The organism is Oceanicaulis sp. HTCC2633, assembly GCF_000152745.1.
In the GTDB taxonomy this organism is placed as follows: domain Bacteria; phylum Pseudomonadota; class Alphaproteobacteria; order Caulobacterales; family Maricaulaceae; genus Oceanicaulis.
This window is the reverse complement of the sequence record NZ_CH672428.1, coordinates 864,352-884,609: the sequence shown is the minus strand read 5'-3', so window position 1 is coordinate 884,609 and position 20,258 is coordinate 864,352. Positions and strand designations below refer to the sequence as shown.

At 64.1% G+C, this 20,258-nt stretch carries 22 protein-coding genes; 18 read left to right on the top strand and 4 right to left on the bottom strand.

Annotated features, from left to right (window positions below; genetic code table 11):
- The first annotated feature begins 51 nt into the window (after positions 1–51).
- The 13 genes from OA2633_RS04260 (at position 52) to OA2633_RS04200 (ending at position 9,857) form a co-directional block, all read left to right on the top strand.
- Positions 52–294 carry a twin-arginine translocase TatA/TatE family subunit gene (locus tag OA2633_RS04260; protein WP_009801254.1) on the top strand — a complete coding sequence of 81 codons (243 nt, stop codon included), beginning with the start codon at positions 52–54 and terminating at the stop codon, positions 292–294.
- 3 nt (positions 295–297) lie between these two features.
- On the top strand, positions 298–717 hold the full coding sequence (tatB, locus tag OA2633_RS15180) for a Sec-independent protein translocase protein TatB (RefSeq protein ID WP_009801253.1): 420 nt from the start codon (positions 298–300) through the stop codon (positions 715–717).
- Positions 717–1,517 carry a twin-arginine translocase subunit TatC gene (gene tatC, locus OA2633_RS04250; protein WP_009801252.1) on the top strand — a complete coding sequence of 267 codons (801 nt, stop codon included), beginning with the start codon at positions 717–719 and terminating at the stop codon, positions 1,515–1,517. Before tatB ends, tatC begins: the two co-directional genes overlap by 1 nt.
- Positions 1,518–1,631: 114 nt before the next feature.
- Positions 1,632–2,906, top strand: a complete 1,275-nt coding sequence (gene serS, locus OA2633_RS04245; RefSeq protein WP_009801251.1) for a serine--tRNA ligase — start codon at positions 1,632–1,634, stop codon at positions 2,904–2,906.
- Positions 2,903–3,685, top strand: coding sequence for a 5'/3'-nucleotidase SurE (surE, locus tag OA2633_RS04240; RefSeq protein WP_009801250.1), 783 nt, complete (start codon positions 2,903–2,905; stop codon positions 3,683–3,685). The genes serS and surE overlap by 4 nt, the downstream gene beginning before the upstream one ends.
- Positions 3,685–4,332 carry a protein-L-isoaspartate(D-aspartate) O-methyltransferase gene (locus OA2633_RS04235; protein ID WP_009801249.1) on the top strand — a complete coding sequence of 216 codons (648 nt, stop codon included), beginning with the start codon at positions 3,685–3,687 and terminating at the stop codon, positions 4,330–4,332. The genes surE and OA2633_RS04235 overlap by 1 nt, the downstream gene beginning before the upstream one ends.
- A gap of 103 nt (positions 4,333–4,435) precedes the next feature.
- Entirely contained in the window at positions 4,436–4,846 is a 411-nt protein-coding gene (locus tag OA2633_RS04230) for a hypothetical protein (RefSeq protein ID WP_156776099.1), read from the top strand.
- Between the two features lie 66 nt (positions 4,847–4,912).
- On the top strand, positions 4,913–5,824 hold the full coding sequence (locus OA2633_RS04225) for a LysM peptidoglycan-binding domain-containing protein (RefSeq protein WP_083783192.1): 912 nt from the start codon (positions 4,913–4,915) through the stop codon (positions 5,822–5,824).
- A gap of 110 nt (positions 5,825–5,934) precedes the next feature.
- Positions 5,935–6,303 (top strand): preprotein translocase subunit YajC, encoded by a 369-nt coding sequence (gene yajC, locus OA2633_RS04220; protein ID WP_009801246.1) that lies wholly within the window; start codon positions 5,935–5,937, stop codon positions 6,301–6,303.
- 62 nt (positions 6,304–6,365) lie between these two features.
- Positions 6,366–8,000 carry a protein translocase subunit SecD gene (gene secD, locus OA2633_RS04215; RefSeq protein WP_009801245.1) on the top strand — a complete coding sequence of 545 codons (1,635 nt, stop codon included), beginning with the start codon at positions 6,366–6,368 and terminating at the stop codon, positions 7,998–8,000.
- Between the two features lie 12 nt (positions 8,001–8,012).
- Positions 8,013–8,996, top strand: coding sequence for a protein translocase subunit SecF (gene secF, locus OA2633_RS04210; RefSeq protein ID WP_009801244.1), 984 nt, complete (start codon positions 8,013–8,015; stop codon positions 8,994–8,996).
- Positions 8,986–9,354, top strand: a complete 369-nt coding sequence (locus OA2633_RS04205) for an Mth938-like domain-containing protein (protein ID WP_009801243.1) — start codon at positions 8,986–8,988, stop codon at positions 9,352–9,354. The genes secF and OA2633_RS04205 overlap by 11 nt, the downstream gene beginning before the upstream one ends.
- A gap of 92 nt (positions 9,355–9,446) precedes the next feature.
- Positions 9,447–9,857, top strand: coding sequence for a hypothetical protein (locus tag OA2633_RS04200; protein WP_009801242.1), 411 nt, complete (start codon positions 9,447–9,449; stop codon positions 9,855–9,857).
- A gap of 2 nt (positions 9,858–9,859) precedes the next feature.
- On the opposite strand, the gene OA2633_RS04195 is transcribed toward OA2633_RS04200, so the two are convergent.
- Both OA2633_RS04195 and OA2633_RS04190 read right to left on the bottom strand, forming a co-directional pair.
- A complete protein-coding gene (locus tag OA2633_RS04195) occupies positions 9,860–11,194 on the bottom strand; it encodes a serine hydrolase (protein ID WP_009801241.1) in 1,335 nt (444 codons plus the stop codon).
- Positions 11,195–11,271: 77 nt separating this feature from the next.
- Positions 11,272–11,868, bottom strand: a complete 597-nt coding sequence (locus OA2633_RS04190; protein WP_009801240.1) for a superoxide dismutase — start codon at positions 11,866–11,868, stop codon at positions 11,272–11,274.
- A 139-nt stretch (positions 11,869–12,007) separates the two neighbouring features.
- On the opposite strand from OA2633_RS04190, the gene OA2633_RS15175 reads away from it, so the two are divergent.
- Positions 12,008–12,853 (top strand): squalene/phytoene synthase family protein, encoded by an 846-nt coding sequence (locus OA2633_RS15175; RefSeq protein WP_009801239.1) that lies wholly within the window; start codon positions 12,008–12,010, stop codon positions 12,851–12,853.
- On the opposite strand, the gene OA2633_RS04180 is transcribed toward OA2633_RS15175, so the two are convergent.
- Positions 12,850–14,790, bottom strand: coding sequence for an alpha/beta fold hydrolase (locus OA2633_RS04180; RefSeq protein WP_009801238.1), 1,941 nt, complete (start codon positions 14,788–14,790; stop codon positions 12,850–12,852). The genes OA2633_RS15175 and OA2633_RS04180 overlap by 4 nt on opposite strands.
- 70 nt (positions 14,791–14,860) lie before the next feature.
- On the bottom strand, positions 14,861–16,264 hold the full coding sequence (gene trmFO, locus OA2633_RS04175) for a methylenetetrahydrofolate--tRNA-(uracil(54)-C(5))-methyltransferase (FADH(2)-oxidizing) TrmFO (RefSeq protein WP_009801237.1): 1,404 nt from the start codon (positions 16,262–16,264) through the stop codon (positions 14,861–14,863).
- Between the two features lie 106 nt (positions 16,265–16,370).
- Between trmFO and OA2633_RS04170 the strand changes: the two genes are divergently transcribed.
- The 4 genes from OA2633_RS04170 to OA2633_RS04155 all read left to right on the top strand — a co-directional run bounded on the left by OA2633_RS04170 (position 16,371) and on the right by OA2633_RS04155 (position 20,253).
- Positions 16,371–17,249, top strand: coding sequence for a hypothetical protein (locus OA2633_RS04170; RefSeq protein WP_009801236.1), 879 nt, complete (start codon positions 16,371–16,373; stop codon positions 17,247–17,249).
- Positions 17,250–17,319: 70 nt separating this feature from the next.
- Positions 17,320–18,321: a hypothetical protein gene (locus tag OA2633_RS04165; protein WP_009801235.1), complete on the top strand. Its 1,002-nt coding sequence runs from the start codon at positions 17,320–17,322 to the stop codon at positions 18,319–18,321.
- Between the two features lie 2 nt (positions 18,322–18,323).
- Positions 18,324–19,274 carry a hypothetical protein gene (locus OA2633_RS04160; protein WP_009801234.1) on the top strand — a complete coding sequence of 317 codons (951 nt, stop codon included), beginning with the start codon at positions 18,324–18,326 and terminating at the stop codon, positions 19,272–19,274.
- A gap of 1 nt (position 19,275) precedes the next feature.
- The gene (locus OA2633_RS04155; protein WP_009801233.1) at positions 19,276–20,253 is read left to right on the top strand and encodes a CPBP family intramembrane glutamic endopeptidase; all 978 of its coding nucleotides are present in this window, start codon (positions 19,276–19,278) and stop codon (positions 20,251–20,253) included.
- Positions 20,254–20,258 lie beyond the last annotated feature (5 nt).

Sequence of the window (20,258 nt, the reverse complement as noted above, 5' to 3'; positions counted from 1 at the left end):
TGTGCGGCTGACGCGCCAGGCCTCGGACACCGTTTGCAAGGAGAGCGTCTCATGGGTGCGCATTGGACGGGTATTCTGATCGTCATCGTCCTGCTGGTGCTGCTGTTTGGCGGCCGCGGCAAGATTTCCGGGCTGATGGGCGATCTGGCCAAGGGCGTAACGGAGTTCCGCAAGGGATTGCGCGACACCCCGGATGAGGAGAAGTCCACGACCTCCCAATCCACGGCGGCGCTCAACGAGGGCGCATCCCGGGACAATTCCACCGCCCGCGAGGACGAGCGCACCGGAGGCTAGGCCATGAACCCGGCCTTTGGTTTTCAGGAGCTGATCGTCATCGTCATTCTGGCGCTGGTCGTGGTGGGGCCCAAGGACCTGCCATTGATGGTGCGCCGGGTGGGCAAGATGATCGGCCAGATCCGCGCCACGGCGCGTGAGTTCCAGCGCAGCTTTGACGAGCTTGGCCGCGAGGCCGAACTCGCCGAATTGCGCAAGGAAATCAATTCTCTGAAGGCCAATAATCCGATCAAGGAAATGGAGCGCGATTTCCTCGAAGCGGACCGCGAGATGATGCGGGACATGGAAGAGCGTCCGCACCCGCGCATTGCGCGCCCCATGAACGACCCTGAACCCCAGGGGGGCGAGGCGCTGACGCCTGATCCTGAAGCGCCGAAGGCGAGCGCGCCCGCCGGTGATGCCGGCAAGCCCGGAGAGGGCTGATGTCCACCCCCGAACTTGAGCATGAAGACGAGGTCGAAGCCTCGCGTGCGCCGCTCATGGCGCATCTGGAAGAGCTGCGCGACCGCCTGATCTGGGCGATGGGCGCCGTCGTCATCGGTTTTGTGATCTGCTTCGTCTTCGCGGAGTGGATCTATAATGTGCTGCTGGTCCCGTTCGAGAATGCGGCCCGTCAGGTGCGCGGCGACGCGCTGGATCTGCAATTGATCTTCACCGCGCCGCTCGAGTTCTTCTTCGTCAAGCTCAAGCTGGCCCTGTTCGGCGCCATCGTGCTGGCCTTTCCGATGCTGGCCTATCAGGTCTGGGCGTTTGTGCGGCCCGGTCTGTACAAGAATGAGCGTCTGGCCTTCGCGCCCTTCCTTCTGGCCTCGCCCATCCTGTTCGCGGCGGGGATGGCGTTCGTCTATTACGTCATCCTGCCCTTCGTGATGAGCTTTGCGCTGGGCCAGGAGCAGATCGGGCAGGAGGGCCGCGCGAGCATCCAGCTGCTCACGCGCGTGTCGGAATATCTCAACCTCGTCACCACGCTGGCGCTCGCCTTCGGCATCAGCTTCCAGCTGCCCGTATTGCTCTCGCTTCTGGGCAAGGCGGGGATCATCACCTCGGGCGATCTGATCCGGTTCTGGAAGTTTGCGCTGGTGGGCATTGCGGCCTTCGCCGCCTTTGTGACCCCGCCGGACCCGATCAGCCAGCTCTTCCTGGGCGCGGCCATGTTCGGGCTGTACGCCCTGTCGATCCTCGCTGTGAAGCTCGTGGAGCGTAAGCCGGACGAGGACGCCTAGTCCTTCATCCGCCGCTGCACACGCGGCTGACACATCCATTTGAAGTGTGGACGATAGGCGCCTGCGCGAGTATCACGCGGGTTCCCTTCACCCGTTCGACCCTTGAGTTTTGACATGCACGATATCCGCCTGATCCGCGACGAGCCGGCCGCTTTCGACGCCGCCATGGCCCAGCGCGGCCTGGAGCCCCAAGCCCAGCGCCTGATCGATCTGGACGCGCGCCGCCGCGAGGCGACAACGCGCCTTCAAGAGGTGGAGACCGAGCGCAATTCAAAGTCCAAGGAGATCGGCAAGGCGAAGGCCCAGGGCGATGAAGACCGTTTCAACGCCCTGCGCGCCGAGGTGGAGAGCCTGAAATCGGAAATGGAGCGCCTGACCGAGGAGGCGCGCACGGCCGAGGAAGTGCTCAACCAGCATCTGGCGGCCCTGCCGAACCGTCCCGCGGAGGATGTGCCCGAAGGCGCAGACGAGAATGACAACGAGGAAGTGCGCGGCTGGGGCGAACCGCGCGCCTTCGACTTTGAACCGGTCGATCACGTCACCGTGGGTGAGCGCCTCGGCCTTGATTTCGAGCGCGCGGCCGCCATGTCCGGCGCCCGTTTCGCCGTACTGCAAGGCCCGCTGGCGCGGCTTGAGCGTGCGTTGGGCCAGTTCATGCTCGATCTGCAGACGACCGAGCATGGCTATCGCGAAACCTCGGTGCCCTACATGGTGCGCGATGAAGCCCTGTTCGGCACGGGCCAGCTGCCGAAATTTGCGGAAGACCTGTTCCGCACCACGGATGATCGCTGGCTGATCCCGACGGCTGAGGTGCCGCTGACCAATCTCGTGCGCGACTCCATCCATGCCGAAGACAGCTTCCCGATCCGCATGACGGCGCTGACCCCGTGCTTCCGTTCGGAAGCGGGCTCGGCGGGACGCGATACCCGCGGTCTGATCCGCATGCACCAGTTCCTGAAGGTCGAGCTCGTCTCGATCACCACGCCCGAGCAGTCCGAAGACGAGCTTGAGCGCATGACGCAGTGCGCCGAGGAAGTGCTGCGCCGCCTCGAGTTGCCCTATCGCGTCATGAAGCTGTGCACGGGCGATATGGGCTTCTCCGCGCGTCGCACCTATGACCTCGAAGTCTGGATGCCGAGCCAGAACACCTATCGCGAGATCAGCTCATGCTCGACCTGCGGCGACTTCCAGGCGCGCCGCATGAATGCGCGCTATCGCAAGGAGGGCGAGAAGAAGCCCGACTTCCTGCACACGCTGAACGGCTCGGGGCTGGCGGTGGGGCGTGCGCTCGTCGCGATCCTTGAGAACCACCAGCAGGCGGACGGCTCGGTCTACATCCCTGAGGCGCTGCGCCCCTATATGGGCGGCGTCGAGGCGATCCAGCCGTGAGCCAGCCGCGCATCCTTCTCGTCAATGATGACGGCATTCACGCGCCGGGCCTGAGCGTGCTCGAAGAGATCGCGCGCACCCTGTCAGACGATGTCTGGACAGTGGCGCCGGCGGAAGAGCAATCCGGCATGGGCCGGGCGCTGACCCTGAATGCGCCTCTGCGCGTGCACCAGTATGACGACAAGCGCTATTCGGTGTCCGGCACGCCGACCGATTGCGTCCACATGGCGATGGACATCCTGATGAAAGATGCGCGTCCGGACCTGCTGCTCTCCGGCGTGAACTCAGGCCAGAACATCGCCGAGGACGTGACCATGTCCGGCACGGTCGCCGCCGCCATGCATGGCGTCCAGATGGGCGTGCGTTCGGTGGCCCTGTCCCAGGCCTATGGCTTTGAGGGACGCGCCAAGATCCGCTGGGAAACGGCGCGCCAGCATGGGCCACGGGTTCTGAAGGCCTTGCTTGAGACGCCCTGGAGTGAGAACACGCTGCTGAATGTGAACTTCCCCGACCGGGCTCCCGACAAGGTCGCCGGCGTGGAAGTCACGGCCCAGGGGCAACGCGATCAGGTGGTGCTGCGCGCGGATGCGCGCACCGACCTGAGAGGGCGTGACTATTACTGGCTGGGCTTTAACGGCAAGCTGTCCGACCCGGCTGTCGGCACGGATCTGCGCGCGGTGTATGAAGGCCGGATATCGGTGACGCCGTTGCATCTGGACCTGACCAATTACGAGGCCCGGACCCGACTCAAGGATGCGCTTGGAGAGACGCTCGACTGATGACCGGCATGCCCGACACCCGCATGATCCAGCTTGTGATGGCGCTGCGGCGGGCGGGCGTCTCGGACAAGCAGGTGCTGATGGCCATCGAGCGCACCCCGCGCGAACTCTTCGTGCCGCAGGGCTTCGCCGATCAGGCCTTCGAGAATCGCCCATTGCCCATTGATTGCGGTCAGACCATCTCCCAGCCCTTCGTGGTGGCGGCGATGACGGAGGCGCTCAAGCTCAATGATCGCTGCAAGGTGCTCGAGATCGGAACCGGCTCGGGCTATCAGGCCGCCGTGCTCGCGCGCCTCTCGCGCCGGGTCTATACGGTGGAGCGCTACCGCACCCTCGCCAAGGAGGCTGAGGCCCGGTTTCACCAGTTGCGCCTGTCCAACATCGTGCCCCGTATTGGCGACGGATCGGTCGGCTGGCCTGAACAGGCGCCGTTTGACCGGATCATTGTCACGGCGGCCGCAGCTTCGCGTCCTGAGACTTTGCTGGAACAGCTCAAGCCCGGCGGGATTTGCGTGGCCCCGGTCCAGAACGGGACCGTTCAGACCCTGATGCGCTATGACTGCTCGGAAACAGGCGAACTCAGCGAGACGGCTCTATTTGACGTGCGTTTCGTGCCGCTCGTGCAGGGCGAGGCCCGCGCGCTCTAGCGGTCATAAAGATCACCCTCTCAATTCGCTCCATCTCGTGTTAACCTCGCCTGCAGGGGGAGACGCGGCGGGCCGAGGCCCGCCTGGAGAAAAGGAGCTCGGTATGAAATACGTTGCTGCTATGACGGCTCTTGGCGCATCGCTGGTCATGGGCGGCGCCGCCCTGGCGCAGTCAGATGCGATGTCAGACGACCCGTTCGTGCCTGAAGGCTATGAGCTGACGGGGCAGACCCGCACCTGTCTTCCGCTGAGAAGCATTGATGACATCACGCCGCTCAATGAAGACGCCTGGCTCGTGACCACGAATTCCCGGGATGCCTATGTCTCGCGTGTGAATGGCGGCTGCCGTGCGGCGACGCGGCCTTTCACCTATCTCAGCTACAGCGTTCCGGGCGCGCAACTGTGTCGCGGCGAGATCGTCACCGTGATGGATCAGGGCATGAACTCACCGGTCGGCAGTTGCTCGATCGGGACCTTCGAGGAACTCAGCCCGCTTCCCGAAGACGCGAGCTAAAGTCAACACACGGTTAACGCTCATAAGTCATTCTGCCCCTTCGTAGGACACGATAGGGCAGGGTGCATGCGCCCCAGACTGCGCACAATATTGCTGGGACTGAGCGTCGCGGCGGCCGTGTCCGCTTGCGCTGCTCCTGTACGTGCGCCCGCGCCTATCGAGCATGGCGGCTCCGGCGCGGCGCGCGCACAGGGGGGATGCGGACGCAGCCTCACGGTTCAGTCTGGCGATACGCTGTACGCCATCGCCCAGCGATGCGGGGTTTCCCTCGCGGATCTGGCCGCTGAAAACGGTCTGCGTGAACCCTATACCCTGCAGCGCGGACAGACCGTGCGCTTGCCCGGCCCGTCCGTTTACACGGTGCGCAGGGGCGATAATCTTTATCGCATCGCGCTGGCTCACGGCATGAGCACCGAAGAGCTGGCCCGGCTCAACAGCCTGCGTCAGCCTTACACGATCTATCCCGGACAGGAGCTGGCCGTGCGCGGACAGGCGCGGTCCGTTGTCGCACAGGCCCAGCCGGCCAGCAGCGGCGCCAGCGCCCAGCCCTCCGCGCCGACGCGACGGGCCAGCCCGCCGCCTCGCGCCTCGACCGCGAATGCGCCAAGCTTCCAATGGCCGCTGCTGGGCCAGGTGATCACCCCGTATGGCGGCGCTGAGGGCGCCCGCATTGACGGCATCCGGATCGCCGCGCGTCTCGGAGACCCGGTGCGCGCTGCGGCGGATGGAGAAGTGGTGTATGCGGGCAATGAGTTGCAGGGCTATGGCGAGCTTGTCCTCATTCGTCACGAGAACAATTGGGTGACGGCCTATGGCCTGAATTCGATTCTGCGGGTGAATGTGGGCGACCGGGTCACCGCTGGGCAACACATTGCCGACGCCGGAGCTTCCGGTTCGGAAACCCGCACCGCCCTGCATTTCGAGGTCCGGCGCGGGGTCAGCCCGGTCGATCCGATGCAGGTTTTGCCGTCGCGATAGGGCCGGGCTGAGCAAATCCGGTGAGGACGTACCGCCGGGTCTTGTTGCATGCCGCGCGCACCCCGATATATTCCGGCAACCCTAAACCGCTCGTTCTCATCGGAGCCGCCATGTTTTCTGCGACCGACTCTGTCTTTCTCGCCACCACCGCCGCCTCCGGCGCCCAAGGTGGGCTGGGCTACATGATCATGCAGTTCGCCCCGTTCATCCTGATCTTCGTGGTCTTCTACTTTTTGCTGATCCGGCCGCAGCAACAGAAAGCCAAGGCGCACCGTGAAATGGTGGAAGGTCTTCGCAAGGGCGATGAAGTCGTCACGTCCGGCGGCATGATCGGCAAGGTCACCCGCGTGGCCGATGCGGAAGCCACTGTGGAGCTGGCCGAAGGCGTCCGGGTGAAAGTGCTCAAGCACACCATCATGGAAGTGCGCACGCGCACCGAGCCGGCCAATGACGCCGCCGACGCCAAGTCTGCTGACTAAGGCCTGACTGACATTCCGGCGTCGGGTCCTGGGCCCGGCGCCGCCGGACGCTTGAGTGCCCCATGCTGTATTTCGCTCCCTGGAAGACGACGGTCGTCACCCTCGTCATCCTGATCGGCCTGCTCTTCACCCTGCCCAATTTCGTGCCCGAGAACGTCCGTCTGGACGCCAATGGCGAGCCCAAGGGCGTGTTCACGGTCCTGCCGCACCAGACCATCAATCTGGGGCTGGATCTGCGGGGCGGCTCACACCTGGTCTTCCAGGTGGACATGGATGAAGTGCGTCAGGAGCGTCTGGAAAACCTGCAGGATGACGCCCGAAGCGCCCTGCGGCAGGATCCGCCGATCCTGCTGTCCGGGTCGCCGGCTGTAGTGGAAGGCCAGGTGCTGGTCCGCCTGTCGCGGCCTGAAGACATGGACCGGGCCATGGAGCGGCTGGAGGAGCTGAGCGAGCCGATCACCACAGCGACCGGCGCCCAGGGTCTCAACCAGACCCTCGCCATCACCCGGGGCGATGATGATCGCACCATCCGGATGGCGATTACCGAGGCGGCCCTGGACTCCATCCGTCAGCGCACCGTGACCCAGTCCATCGAGGTCATCCGTCGTCGCGTGGACTCCACCGGCACCACCGAGCCCAATATCGCGCGTCAGGGCGAGGACCGCGTGCTCGTCCAGGTGCCGGGCGAAAACGATCCTCAACGCATCATCGATATTGTCGGGACGACCGCGCGTCTGACCTTCCACATGGTGGAAGAGGGCGTGACCATTAATCCCGATGGCACGGGCCGAACGCCGCCCGGCGTGATGATCCTGCCCTCCGAACGGTCCAGCGAACCCTTCCTTGCGGTCCAGCGCCGTCCGCTGGTCACAGGCGAGCAACTGGTCAACGCCGGTCAGGCCTTTGACCAGAACGGCCAGCCGGCGGTGAACTTCCGTTTCAACACGACGGGCGCCCGCGCGTTCGCGGACGCGACCACCCAGAATCGGGGCCGACGCTTCGCCATCGTGCTTGATGACACCATCATCTCTGCGCCCGTGATCCGAAATCCGATTACGGGCGGCTCCGGCATCATCGAGGGCGGCTTCACCATGCAGTCGGCGACCGACCTCGCCAACATGCTCAATGCGGGCGCGCTGCCGGCGCGTCTGACCCCGGTGGAACAACGGACCGTCACGGCGTCTCTCGGTGCAGACTCGGTTGCACGTGGTGAAACGGCCGTCCTGATCGGCTTTGGCCTCGTGATCGTCTTCATGGCGCTGGCCTATGGCTTTTTCGGCATTGTCTCGACCCTGGCGCTGCTGGCGAACATCCTGCTGCTTCTGGGCGCTCTGTCCGGGCTCCAGGCGACGCTGACCCTGCCGGGCATTGCCGGCATCGTTCTGACCATCGGCATGGCGGTGGACGCCAATGTGCTGATCTTTGAACGGGTCAGGGAGGAGTACAGGCTGGGACGAACCGTCACCACAGCCTTTGAGGCCGGGTATTCGCGCGCCCTGTCCGCCATTCTGGACGCCAACATCACCACGCTGATCGCCGCCGCCGTGCTCTACATGCTCGGCGCGGGACCCGTGCGCGGATTTGCGGTGACGCTGGGCCTGGGCATCCTGACCTCGGTCTTCACCGCCTTTGTATTTTCTCGTCTTCTGATTTCGATCTGGCTCCGCACGAGCCGGCCGAAAACGCTGGCAATGTAAGGGGAGGCGATCATGGCGCTTGCACTCGTCCGTCTCATTCCGACTGACACCAACATCCCCTTCATCAAGGTCCGCTTCGCCGCCTTCCTGGTGTCCGTGGCCCTGATACTGGGATCTCTCGGGGCGTTTTTCACCCTGGGGCTCAATTTCGGCATCGATTTCCGCGGCGGCACCGCCATCGAGGTCAGGACCGAAGGACCGGCCGATCTTGGCGCGCTGCGTTCTGTGATGGAGGGCCTGCAGCTGGGCGATGTCCAGGTCCAGGGCTTTGGCTCGGAGAATGAAGCGCTGGTTCGTGTTGGCCAGGTCTCGGCAGAGCGGGTGAACGAGCTTGAGGGGCATGCGGTCGAGAATGATGCGGAGGCCCAGCAGGCCGTGCGTCAGTATGTGTCCGATACGCTTGAGCGCGAGTTTCCCGGCATCACCTTCCAGAAGATCGAATCGCTGAGCCCTCAGGTGTCCGGCGAACTTGTGGTGGCGGGCGCCACCTCGATCGGAGTCGCGCTTTTCCTGATGCTGGTCTACATCTGGTTCCGCTTCGAATGGCAGTATTCGGTGGGCGCGGTCCTGGCGCTGATCCATGACGTGATCGCCACGATCGGCTTCTTCGCAATCACCCAGCTTGAATTCAACCTGTCCACCATCGCGGCGATCCTGACGATCGTGGGCTATTCGATGAACGACACCGTCATCGTCTATGACCGGATCCGCGAGGACTTCCGCAAGTTCAAGACACGCCCCACGGTGGACGTGCTGAACGGGGCCATCAACTCGACCCTCTCGCGCACCATCCTGACCTCCGGCACCACGATGATCGCCATTGTCGCCATGGCCGTGATCGGCGGCCCGGCCCTGCAGGGGTTCGCACTCGCCCTGATCTGGGGTGTCGGCGTGGGTACGTATTCGTCCATCTTCGTGGCGGCGCCGCTTCTGACGCTGACCGGCGTGAAACGGACTTCCGACGACGACGCCGAAGGGGGCGCTCTTGCCCCGTAATGCGTCAGGCACAGGCCTGCCTCCGATTGACGCGTTCGGCGATGACGGTTTTCGCATCGCCGGCGTGCGCAAGGAGGGGGCGACCCTGATTGTGGATGGGGCGGCTCGCCCCTGGACGCGTCAGGGAGAGACCCTGACCCTTGAGGATTTGCGGATCTTCATCGACCGGCCGGATCGCCCCGACATGGTGATACTGGGTATTGGCGAGCGTCTGATACATCCGCCCGCCGCTGTCCGGCAGGCCTTCCGGGACGCCGGTATCGGGCTTGAGGTCATGGACACCGCAACCGCATGCCGGACCTATAATCTTCTGGCGGGCGAGGGGCGCAATGTCGCCGCGGCGCTGATCTCGGTTTAGAGTCTGTTTACCGTGTCTGAGGTTTTATCCGGATGCGATTAAGTCCCTTATGTATGAGGCTTTTTCACGATTTTTCTTAAGTGAGTTGAAAAATGCCGAATACGGGCGAGACGCTTCAGATCATTGAACGGACTCTGGACGGAACAATCAGCTATACGGCGATTGTCGGGTTCACGATGAAGCCCATCCTCGAGCGCGCCGTGAAAGACTATACGCGCAAGGCCCTGAACCATGATGTCCTGATTGTGGATTATCGCAGGGGCGACCCGATTATCGAGCCCCATGACATCTCGACCTTTTTTGAGCGGACAGGCGATATCTGGACCAAGCCGGATCTGTTCATCTACCTCTATAACGACGCCAATCGCATGCGGACCGCGCATCTGAGCAAGCTCATCCTGATGCGCGGCGGAAAGGCGATCGCCCTTCCCAGCTGGCAGGCCGCCGCCGACCACCTTGGACGGGATCTCGGCGACGATCCGCTCAGCGCGCTTTCAGCCTGAAGTCAGGATTCCGGCGTGATCGCGCCATAGACCAGCCGGTCAAAGACAGCGCGCGCGCCTATGGTCTCCGATGTGGTGGGGCCCGGCTGTTCCTGGCTCATGATCACCGCGACAACGCCGGTCGAAGGGCTGATGAAGAATTCGGTGTCGAAATAGCCCGACCAGCCAAAATCGCCCGTATTGCGGACCGGGTGCTCACCAGGGCCGTCATAGATCACGCCTACGCCATAGCCATAGCCCAGATCGATCGCATCCATGCGATCGGGCATGCGGTCCGCCTGGACGTGAGCGGTCGCCATGTCCGCGACGGTGTCCCGCGATAGCAGGCGCACGCCTTCGAATTCGCCGCCATTGGCGAGCATCTGGGCGAAGCGGATATAGTCATTCGCCGTGGACAGCAGCCCCGCGCCGCCCGCTTCGATCGGGCTGTCCGGAATGGTGTCCTGACTGTCAGACAATCGGGTCAGGGCGCCGTCCTCCCCATGGGTGTAGACGGCGGCGAGACGATCGCGCTGATCATCGCGCAGGAAAAAAGTGGTGTCGCTCATGCCCAGAGGGCGGAAAATGCGCTGCTGGCTGAAGTCCTCAAGGCTCTGTCCTGACGCCACGGCCACCAGGTGGCCCAGCACATCGCTGGCGTAGGAGTAGAACCAGGCCGAACCCGGCTGGAAATACAGAGGCAGGCCCGCCAGGGTCTCCATGCGGCTGTTCATGTCGCCTTCGGCGGAATAGATGTCATTCCCGATATAGAGCGCGCCCAGATTGCTCTCATAGTCAAAGACATAGCCGAGCCCGGACGTGTGGGTCAGAAGGTCTTCCACCGTCATCGCGCGCGCGGCCGGGACCGTGGGGATTTCATAGTTCTCATCGCGTTGCAGCGAGGTGGCGACGCGGACATTCGCGAAAGCGGGGATGTAATCGCTGACCGGATCATCCAGCGCGATCACGCCGTCCTCAACCAGCATCAGCGCAGCCACCGCCGTCACCGGCTTGGTCATGGAGGCGACGCGCACCACGGTATCGGCTGTCATGGGGCGCTCGGCTTCCAGATCGGCGTAGCCGGCCGTGGCGGTGTGCATCACCTCGCCATTGCGCGCGAGCACGGCGACATAACCGGCGCGCTGACGCGCGGCGGCCAGCTCCACGAGCCGACTGTCGAGCTGGGCGAGACCCTCTTCACTGAAGCCCTGAGCGGCGGGCGCCGGGGCGGCGCTTTGGCTTGGCGCCGGTTCGGGCGCTGACGTTCCTGCAGGGTCGCCACAGGCGGACAGGGTGAATGCCAGCGCAAGCGCGGCGAGAGAGGCGCCGGTGCGCCAGTGTGACAGGTCGATCCGCATATGGCCCCCAAAGACATAAAAAAAACGGCTGCGGTGAAGGTCACCGCAGCCGCTCTTTTCGTCAACGCTTAAAGAATTCAGGCGCTGGCCAGGTTCTGGTTGGCGAAGTCCCAGTTCACGAGCTTGCCCAGGAAGTCGCCGATATAGTCCGGACGGCGGTTCTGGTAGTCGAGATAATAGGCGTGCTCCCAGACATCCATGGTCAGCAGCGGGGTGGCGCCGTCGGTGATCGGGTTTTCCGCGTTCAGCGTCTTGCGCACTTCCAGCTTGTCGCCGTTCTTGACGAGCCAGGCCCAGCCCGACCCGAACTGGCCGGCGCCGGCGGCTTTGAACTCTTCAGCGAACTTGTCGTAGGAACCGAAGGACTTGTCGATGGCTTCGGCGATGGCGCCCGTCGGCTTGCCGCCGCCATTGGGGCTCATCGAGTTCCAGTAGAAGGTGTGGTTCCAGATCTGGGCTGCGTTGTTGAACACGCCCATATTCTTCTCGGACCAGCTTTTCTTGATGACCTCTTCCAGGCTCAGACCTTCATAGTCGGTGCCCTTGATGGCGTCATTGGCCTTGTCGACATAGGCTTTATGGTGCTTGCCGTGGTGGAAGCTCAGGGTTTCGCCGGAGATATGCGGCGCCAGAGCATCTTGGGCATAGGGCAGGTCGGGAAGAGTGAACGCCATGTCGGCCTCCTTTGGGAGTGTGAGCGAGAGGGTGCTCATAGGGTGCGGCGGCCTGTTGGAAGACCGCCATACTCAGGTATTACGCACGAGCTAGATATGGGTTCCAACCCGTATGTGTCTACTGGCGAGAGAGAAAAGCGTGACTGATTTCGACAGCCTGCTGGCCGCGAACGACCCTGAACGGCGCATGGCCGCGCTGTTTGCGCCGGCCGAACTTCGCGCACGCCTGTATGCGCTCTATGCCTATTATCACGAGATCGCGCAGATTCCCGACAAGGTGTCAGAGCCTGTGATCGGGGAGATGCGGCTGGCCTGGGCGCGCGAAGCGACGGCGGATCTGTTTGCAGCCCCGCCCAAGGTGCGCCGCCATGACGTCTATGAAGCGCTGTCTGAATTGCGCGAAGCGCCGGGCGCTCCTGACGAGGCTGCATTGGTCGGCCTTGTAGAGGCGCGCAGCGCCGACCTGGGGGAGGGGCCGTTTCCGACCCGCGAAGACCGCCGCGATTATGTGGACCGGACCTCAGCCGCGCTGATGCGGATCGCCGCACGGCTGCTGAAGCCGGATCTTGATCTCGGCGGCGAAGCGGGCGCCGCCATCCAGGCGGCGGGCCGCCTGTGGGGGTTTGCAGGGCTGCTGCGCGCCTTTGCGCCGCTCGTTCAGGCCGGACGTCCGCCTTACAGCGCGGACGAGCTCGCGGGCGCGGACATGAGCGAGGCGGATCTGAGAGCGGGGCGCAAGCCCGAGGTCGCCAGGGCGGCGCTCTCGGGGCTGATCACCGAAGCGCAGGAGGCTGCGGGCATGCTCAGCCGAACCCGCAGCGCCCTGCCGGCCGAGGTCTTTCCGGCGGTGGGCTATGCCTCGCTGGCCCGCGGGTATCTGAAAAGCGCTCAGGGGCTAGGCGATCCTTTCCGCGAACAGATCGCGCGCGCGCCGCTTGGGCAAAACGCGCGCCTGACCTGGGCGTCGCTGACGGGACGGGTCTAGTCGCCGATTTCCGTGTCCAGGAATTGCGCCATGGCTTCCAGAACGGCAAGTCGCGTTGGGTAATCCTCCAGGCTGTGATCGCCGCCTTGCAGGCGGGTGAACTCGACCTCCTTGTCTGCCCGTCGCAACGCACGCTCCATGATCCGGCTCTGTTCCTCGGGAACGACCGTATCATCGCGGCTGTGAAGAAGCAGAACAGGGGCTTCAACCGCTTCCGCATGCTGGGCGGGGGAGAGGGCGCGCAATTGCTCACCGCTGGCGCGTCCATCCGGTTCGCCGCTGAAATGCTGGTTCCAGTAGCGGAAGGACTGTGACTCCCGCCCGAACCGGTTCTCGATATAGTTCAGGAAGTTGTCGGCGTCCGACAGGGCGTTGATGGCGATGGCGCAATCATACAGGCCGGGCGTGAAGGCTGCGCCCGCCAGAGCCGCATAGCCGCCATAGCTGCCCCCGGCGATGCAGACCCGGTTCGCCAGTCCTTGCTCGCGAAGCCAGTTCACAGCATCCGTGAGATCATCTTGCATCACGCCACGCCCCCATTGGCCATAACCGGCTTCCATCCAGCGTTCGCCGAAGCCGGCTGAGCCGCGATATTGCGGCTGCAGGACGCCAAATCCCTGGCTCGCCAGGTAATGGGCAAAATAGTCAAACCCGTCCACGTCTCGCGAAGCCGGGCCGCCATGGACCAGAAGGACGAAGGGGTGAGGGCCCTCGCCTGCAGGCCGGGCGAGATAGGCCGGGATCGTGACGCCGTCACGCGCCGTATAACTGACAGGGTCTCGTTGGGGCAGCGTCTGTCCGTAGAGTTCGGGATAGCGCGCCCGGAGCGGAGTGACATTCCAGCTCGCAAGGTCGACCAGATGATACACGGATGGCGCATCAGCCTCGGACACGGCGATGACAAACTTCATCCGGTCCGGCGTCCAGTCCACAAGCGTGACGCGGGCGCCATTGAAGGCCTGATCCAGATTGGCCTGCAGCGCCGCCAGCTCTTCATCGAACCATTGCGTGGAGGTTCGTTCCGCCGTGATTGTGACCCCGGCCACGTAGCCCCGGTGAGGATCAATCCGGACGTCGCCTGCATCATAGCGGTCATTCTGATAGTAGATATCGCCCCAGGCGCCGTCGCTCAGGGAGAGGCGCTGCAAGCCGCTGACGCGTCCAGGCCCGTCAGTATACCGCCTCACCAGCAGCGCTTGTCCATCGGCGGTGAAGCCGGCCACTGACATGTCGATCAGGTTCTGCCGCGCTTCATACAGGATGCGCCACTGATCGTTCTCCTCGATCGCGATCTGGTACTGGTTGAGACTGTTATTAAAGCTCAGGCGGACAAAGCTCCGCCCGTCCGGCGAGGATATCCAGCCCCTGGTCGTCTCGTCGCCACGCGCTACGAGCGACATGCGACGCCCGTTTTCAGGATCGACCGAATAGAGGTTCAGCGCCCCGCGCGTGTCTCGCAGCGGCATGAATAACCGGCCCGTTTCAGGGTCTTCGCCGGCGAGACTCGCCGTGTCGAAATTATAGCCCAGATCCCGGCCTTCGCGGATCAGCTGTTCGGCCTCCATCGTATCCGCGTTGATGGTGACGAAGGCCTGGAAGTTCACATCACCTGAGACGATTCCCAGCTCTCGGGTCCGTCCGGCTGTGGCGATCAGCGTGTCTTCATCCGTCCAGAACGTGGAATAGGCGCGCATGGTGCTGAAATCGGCGGCTTCCTGCACGCCCGTCTCAAGGTCCATGACCACCACATAGCGCTCCTCGCCCTCATGGGTGACGAACGCGAACCGCGATCCATCAGGAGAGATCGAAACGCCCTGGGTGCCCGGCAGCCGGGCAAAGGCGGAAGCCGGCAAGTCCTGAGCGTGCGCTGCTGAGCCGGAGGCCAGCGCCGAGGACATGAGAAGAGCGCCAGCGGCGCGCAGTATGGATGTGAGCATGGAATCCCCCTCTGGGGGAAACCTTCATGCAGCGCTCCCTCAAATCAAGAGAAGAGTCTGTAACAGCCCTTTATTCAGCAGCTTGTGCTTTCTCGCCCAGCCAGGCGTCAATATCGCTCAGGGCGCGCGCGCTCATGGCGCGTTTCTTGGCGACGGACTTGTCCTTGCCGCGCAGGCGTTTGCCTTCGGCGTCCCTGGTGGGCGCCTCGATATCCGGGAACAGGCCGAAATTGACGTTCATCGGCTGGAACGCGCCTTTTTTGCCCGGCACATGACCGGTGGTGATATGGGTCAGAAGCGCGCCCAGCGCCGTGGTGGGCGGCGGCGGCGAGATCTCACGACCCAGCTTCTCGGCGGCGGCGAACCGGCCCGCCAGCAACCCCATGGAGGCGCTTTCCACATAGCCTTCGACCCCGGTGATCTGACCGGCGAAGCGCAGGGACGGGCGCGCTTTCAGACGCATGACCCCATCGAGAAGCTTGGGCGAATGCAGGAAGGTGTTGCGGTGAATGCCGCCGAGGCGGGCGAAGCTGGCGTTCTCCAGCCCCGGGATCATCTTGAACACGTCCGTTTGCGCGCCGTATTTCATCTTGGTCTGGAAGCCGACCATGTTGAACAGCGTGCCCAGCGCATTGTCCTGGCGCAGCTGAACCACGGCATAGGGTTTGGTGTCCGGGTCATGGGCGTTGGTCAGCCCGCGCGGCTTCATCGGGCCATGGCGCAAGGTCTCGCGGCCGCGTTCGGCCATCACCTCGATGGGCAGGCACGCATCAAAATAGGGCGTGTCCTTCTCCCAGTCCTTGAACTCGGTCTTGTCCGCCGCGAGAAGCGCGTCCACGAACGCCTCGTACTGGTCCTTGTCCATCGGGCAGTTGATATAGGCGGCGCGGTCTTCTTCGGTGTCGCCCTTGTCATAGCGCGATTGCTTCCACGCGATGTCCATATTGATGGACTCCGCATAGAGGATCGGCGCAATGGCGTCGAAGAAGGCCAGCTCGCCTTCGCCGCTGAGCTCGTGCACGGCCTCGGCCAGCGCGGGCGAGGTGAGGGGGCCGGTGGCCACGATCACGCTGTCCCAGTCCTCGGGAGGCAAGCCTGCAATCTCTTCACGCACGATCTCGATATTGGGATGGTTCTCGATCGCGGCGGTCACATCCGCCGAAAACGCTTCGCGATCCACCGCCAGCGCGCCGCCGGCGGGCACCTGGTGCTTGTCGCCCATGGCCATGATCAATGATCCGGCGCGGCGCATCTCTTCATGCAGGAGGCCGACGGCGTTGGTTTCCGCATCGTCTGAGCGGAAGGAGTTCGAGCACACGAGCTCCGCCAGGCCCCCGGTCTGGTGGGCGAAGGTCGGACGCACCGGGCGCATCTCGTGAAGGATGACGCGGGCGCCCGCGTTTGCGGCCTGCCAGGCGGCTTCGGAGCCGGCCATGCCGCCGCCGATGATGTGGATCGGGGTCATATCAGTCATGGCCCGAGCATATAGTCGCGAAGCGGGTGCGGCTCAATCGTTCCCAAACAGGCTTTCGGCGCCCTGATCCTTGGCCTGACCCGCATTTCGGGCTAACTGGCGCACCATGAAACTGATCGATCTTCGCGCTGTCGGCGCCGCTTACCGTTTTGTGCTGGACAACCCGACGCCTGTGCTGGCTGCGGCCGGGCTATACGGCGTGGTGTTTTCGGTGCAATCGCTACTGACCGCCTATGCGCACGCCTATGCGCCAGGCGCCGCGCCGGGCATGATCCTGTTCATGATCGCCGCCTTCGGCGCCTTTGTGGTCGGCTGGGCCAGCCTGGGGCGTCAGGCGCTGGGACTGCCGCAAAAAGGCTTTCACGGTCTGACGCTGGGCGGGGATGAAGGGCGGCTCGCCTGGGCGCTCTTCCTGGTCCTGCTGCTTCTGACCATCATCCTGATGACAGCCGGCGTGGCCATGGCGTTCATGATCGCCGGTCTCGCCTTTACGGACATGGATCCGGGGGCGCCGCAGCCGGAGGGCTATGTGAACCTGTTCGAGCTGATGGGCCCCGGAGCGCTTGCGGTCTCGGTGGTGCTCGTGACGGTTTTCGTGCTGTTCAGCCTGTGGCTCATCACGCGTCTGGCGCTGACCGCGCCCGCCACCCTGAACGAACGGGCGGTTCGCGTCCTGTCGATCTGGCCGCTGTCGCGAGCGCGCAGCATCGAGATCACGCTCACCAGCCTCGCCAGCCTTGCGCCAGGCGTGCTGATCCTCGCTGTTTTCAATGCAATCTGTCTGGCGCTGCTGGGCGCTGGCCCGGTCATCGCCCAGTCCGCCGCAGGCGAGGCGGGACAGCTGACGGTCAGCCCGGTGCTCATGCTGCTGATCTCGGCCCTGTACGGCGCGGGCAAGATCGCCCTGCTGGCTGCGCCCCTGATCGCGGCGCTGTCCGCGCTCTATCGCAAATACGCCGCAGAAGGCGAAATTCAGGCCGATTAGGACAAGACCTTTTCGGGCGTCTGGGCTATCTTCTCACGCGAATGCTTCGTTCGGACACTCGGGGGGAACCATGTCCAAGCCCAGCTATAACTTCATCGACGCCACCTTCTATTTCTTCAAGGTTTTCGGGGCGCGCCCGTTGAGCGTGGCCTGGATCGCGGTGTGGCAGATCATCCTGTATGCCGCCTTTGCGGCCCTGATCCTTTACGGCTTCTGGCCGCTGATCGACCTGGTCATCAGCTATGGCGGCAAGGGCGAGCCTTCTGACGCGGAAGCGATACAGGCGGTGATGCAGGGCGTGGGATTCTACTCGCTGGGCACGATCGGCCTTCTGATCACCGCGCTCATGATGCAGGGCGCGTGGCTGCGCCTGCTGACGCGCAACGAAGTCGCGGGCGGCATTCCGCTCCGGTTCGGCGCGGACGAGTTGCGGCTGTTGCTGGTCAACATCGTCATGGGGCTGCTGATCTTCGCCGGCTATATCGTGACGGTCCTGCTCTACGCGGCGGTGAACGCCGGCTTGATGGCGAGCGGAGAGGGCGGCGGCGTGGCGCTTCAGGCGCTGGCCAACACGCTCCTGACCATTGTGCTGGTCGTGGGCTGGATCCTGTTCGCCCTGGGCATGGCGCCGGCGCCCGGCCTGACGGTGCGCCAGCGGGGCGTGAAAATCTTCCAGGGCTTCAGCGCCGCGGGCGGCGTGATGGGGTGGATGTTCCTGTCCTATCTCGTGCTGATTCTGGTCGCCATCATCGGCTATGTGGTGCTGAGCGTGATCCAGCAGGGGTTCATCATGATCGGCGGCGCCGAACTGATTGGCGCCCTCATCCAGATCGAGGACGGCTCCGACCCGGAAGTCTTCATGAACGCTCTCATGCAGGCGTTGCAGAATCCGCTCTTCTGGGTGATGGCCGGCATCGCCATCGTTCTGCAGATGATCTTTGAGATGTTCGTGCACGGCTGCTGGCACGGCGTGGGCGCCTATGTGGCGGTGCGCCATGATGGAGGCTTCCCGCCCGAAACCCCGCTGGAAGCGCCCGCGGATTCGGTGGGACAGGCGCCCTCCGAGGGCTGATCATGACGGATATGGCGACGACGCCCGCTCACCGATTCACGGTGGGCGGGGCGCTGGGCTTCGGTTTTGCGGTCTTGCGGGCGCGGCCGGGAGCCGTCGCCTTCCTGCTGGTCCTTCAGGCCGTCGTCTTTGCGGCCCTGATGGCGGTCCAGTACGGCCTCATGGGGCGCATGGCGCGTGAGGGCCTGATGCTTGCGGAAGCGGGCGACATGGTCGAGGCCCTAGCGCTGAACATGCGCCTGTCGGGACTCAGCTCCCTGTTCTCGGTCATCAGCGCGCCGCTCTGGCTCTGGCTGGAGGCGGTCTGGCTGGTGCTGTTCATGAGCGGGCGATTCACCCTGTGGCCGGGCTGGGGCAATCTGGGCCGGATGACGCTGGGCTTCATCGTGATCTTCGGCGTCTATTTCGCCGCCTTGATCGTGCTGGTGATCGTGATGACGACCAGCCTCGTCGGGGTCGCGCTGGTGCAGGAGAGCGGAGGGGATCCCGCCGGGATAGGCGTCATCGCCCTTGTGCTGGGGCTGATCCTGTTCGGGTTGATGCTGGCCGGGCTGGCCCTGTTCACCGCCTTGCCGGCGCACGCGGTTACGGGCCGTTTCGATATCGGGCAGGCGGTCAGCACGGCCTGGCGCCATCTGGTCGGGGTCTGTATCGCCTGGCTGGTCTTCTTCCTCGTCTATCTCCTGGCGATGGCTGTCGTCTACGGGGTGTACACGGTGAATGTCATGGACGAAGTGCTCGCCATGATGGAAACGATCAGCACCCGGACAGAGGACCCGTTCATCATGATGCGTCTCTATGCTGAAACCCTGCCGACGGATCAGGACCTGCCCTGGATGGGGCTGACCTCAGCCTCGGTCATGCTGATCATGGGCGTCATCATGTTGATGGGACGCGGCGTCAGCGCCAAGCTGGCTCTGGCCATGCCGGCTCCCTCTGAAAAGGCTGATTGAGATGACCCAAGCCCTGTATGCGCCCTGGCCCGAAACCGCCCGACGCACCTGGGGGTGGGGCGCCCTTGGATTGATGGTGGCGGGCTATCTCGTCTCCTCCGTGCCCGTGGTGATCGGGACGGTGATCTACACCCTCGTTCTGACGGTCTCCTCCGGCGCCACCGATCCCATGGCGGCGCAGTCCGCGTTGAGCGAGAACACGCTCACCATCCTGCTCCCCCTGATGCTGCTGCAGTTCATCACCTGGGTGGTCATGACGCTGGTCTGGGTGAAGCTGTTCGAGAAGCGGCCCTTCTCCACCATCGGGATCGAGGGGCGAGGCTTTCTGGGGCGGTACCTGTTGGGGCTGCCGCTCGGAATGGTGCTGGTGGTGCTCGTTTCCGTCGCCGCCACACTGCTCAATCTCGGCGCCGCGCCGGCGAACGACGCACTGGGAGAGCTGGATCCGGCGCGCGCGCTCGGTCAGGCGGCGCTGATCGCCTATGCGGGGCTGTTCATCGGATTTCTCATCCAGGGCGGGGTTGAAGAGCTGGTCTTTCGCGGCTGGCTGATGAGCGCGCTGACGGCGCGCTGGGGCAAGGTTCTCGGCGTGTTCACAGCGAGCTTCGCCTTCGCCCTGTTGCACCTGCATGTCTTCATTTCCGGGCTGATGTATGGCGTGCTCGCGCTGTCGGGCATCGGCCTGACCGGGCTCGTCTTCGCGCTAACCGCGCTGTGGCGCCGCTCGATGATCGAGGCCGCCGCCGCTCATGGCGCCTTCAACGCCGTCGCGGTCATCGCGCCGACCTTCGCCCTCATGGCTTCCGACCCCGAACAGACCATCCACACCGCCGTGGCGCAGGTGTTCAGCTCGGCCACCGGCATGGCGGGCGTTGAAAGCGTCACAATTGGTCCGGAAACCTACGCCCAGCTCATCGCCATGGGCGGGCTGAGCGCGATCATGCTGATCGGCCTGATCATCCGGGGGCGGAAGGGGTAGCGGAA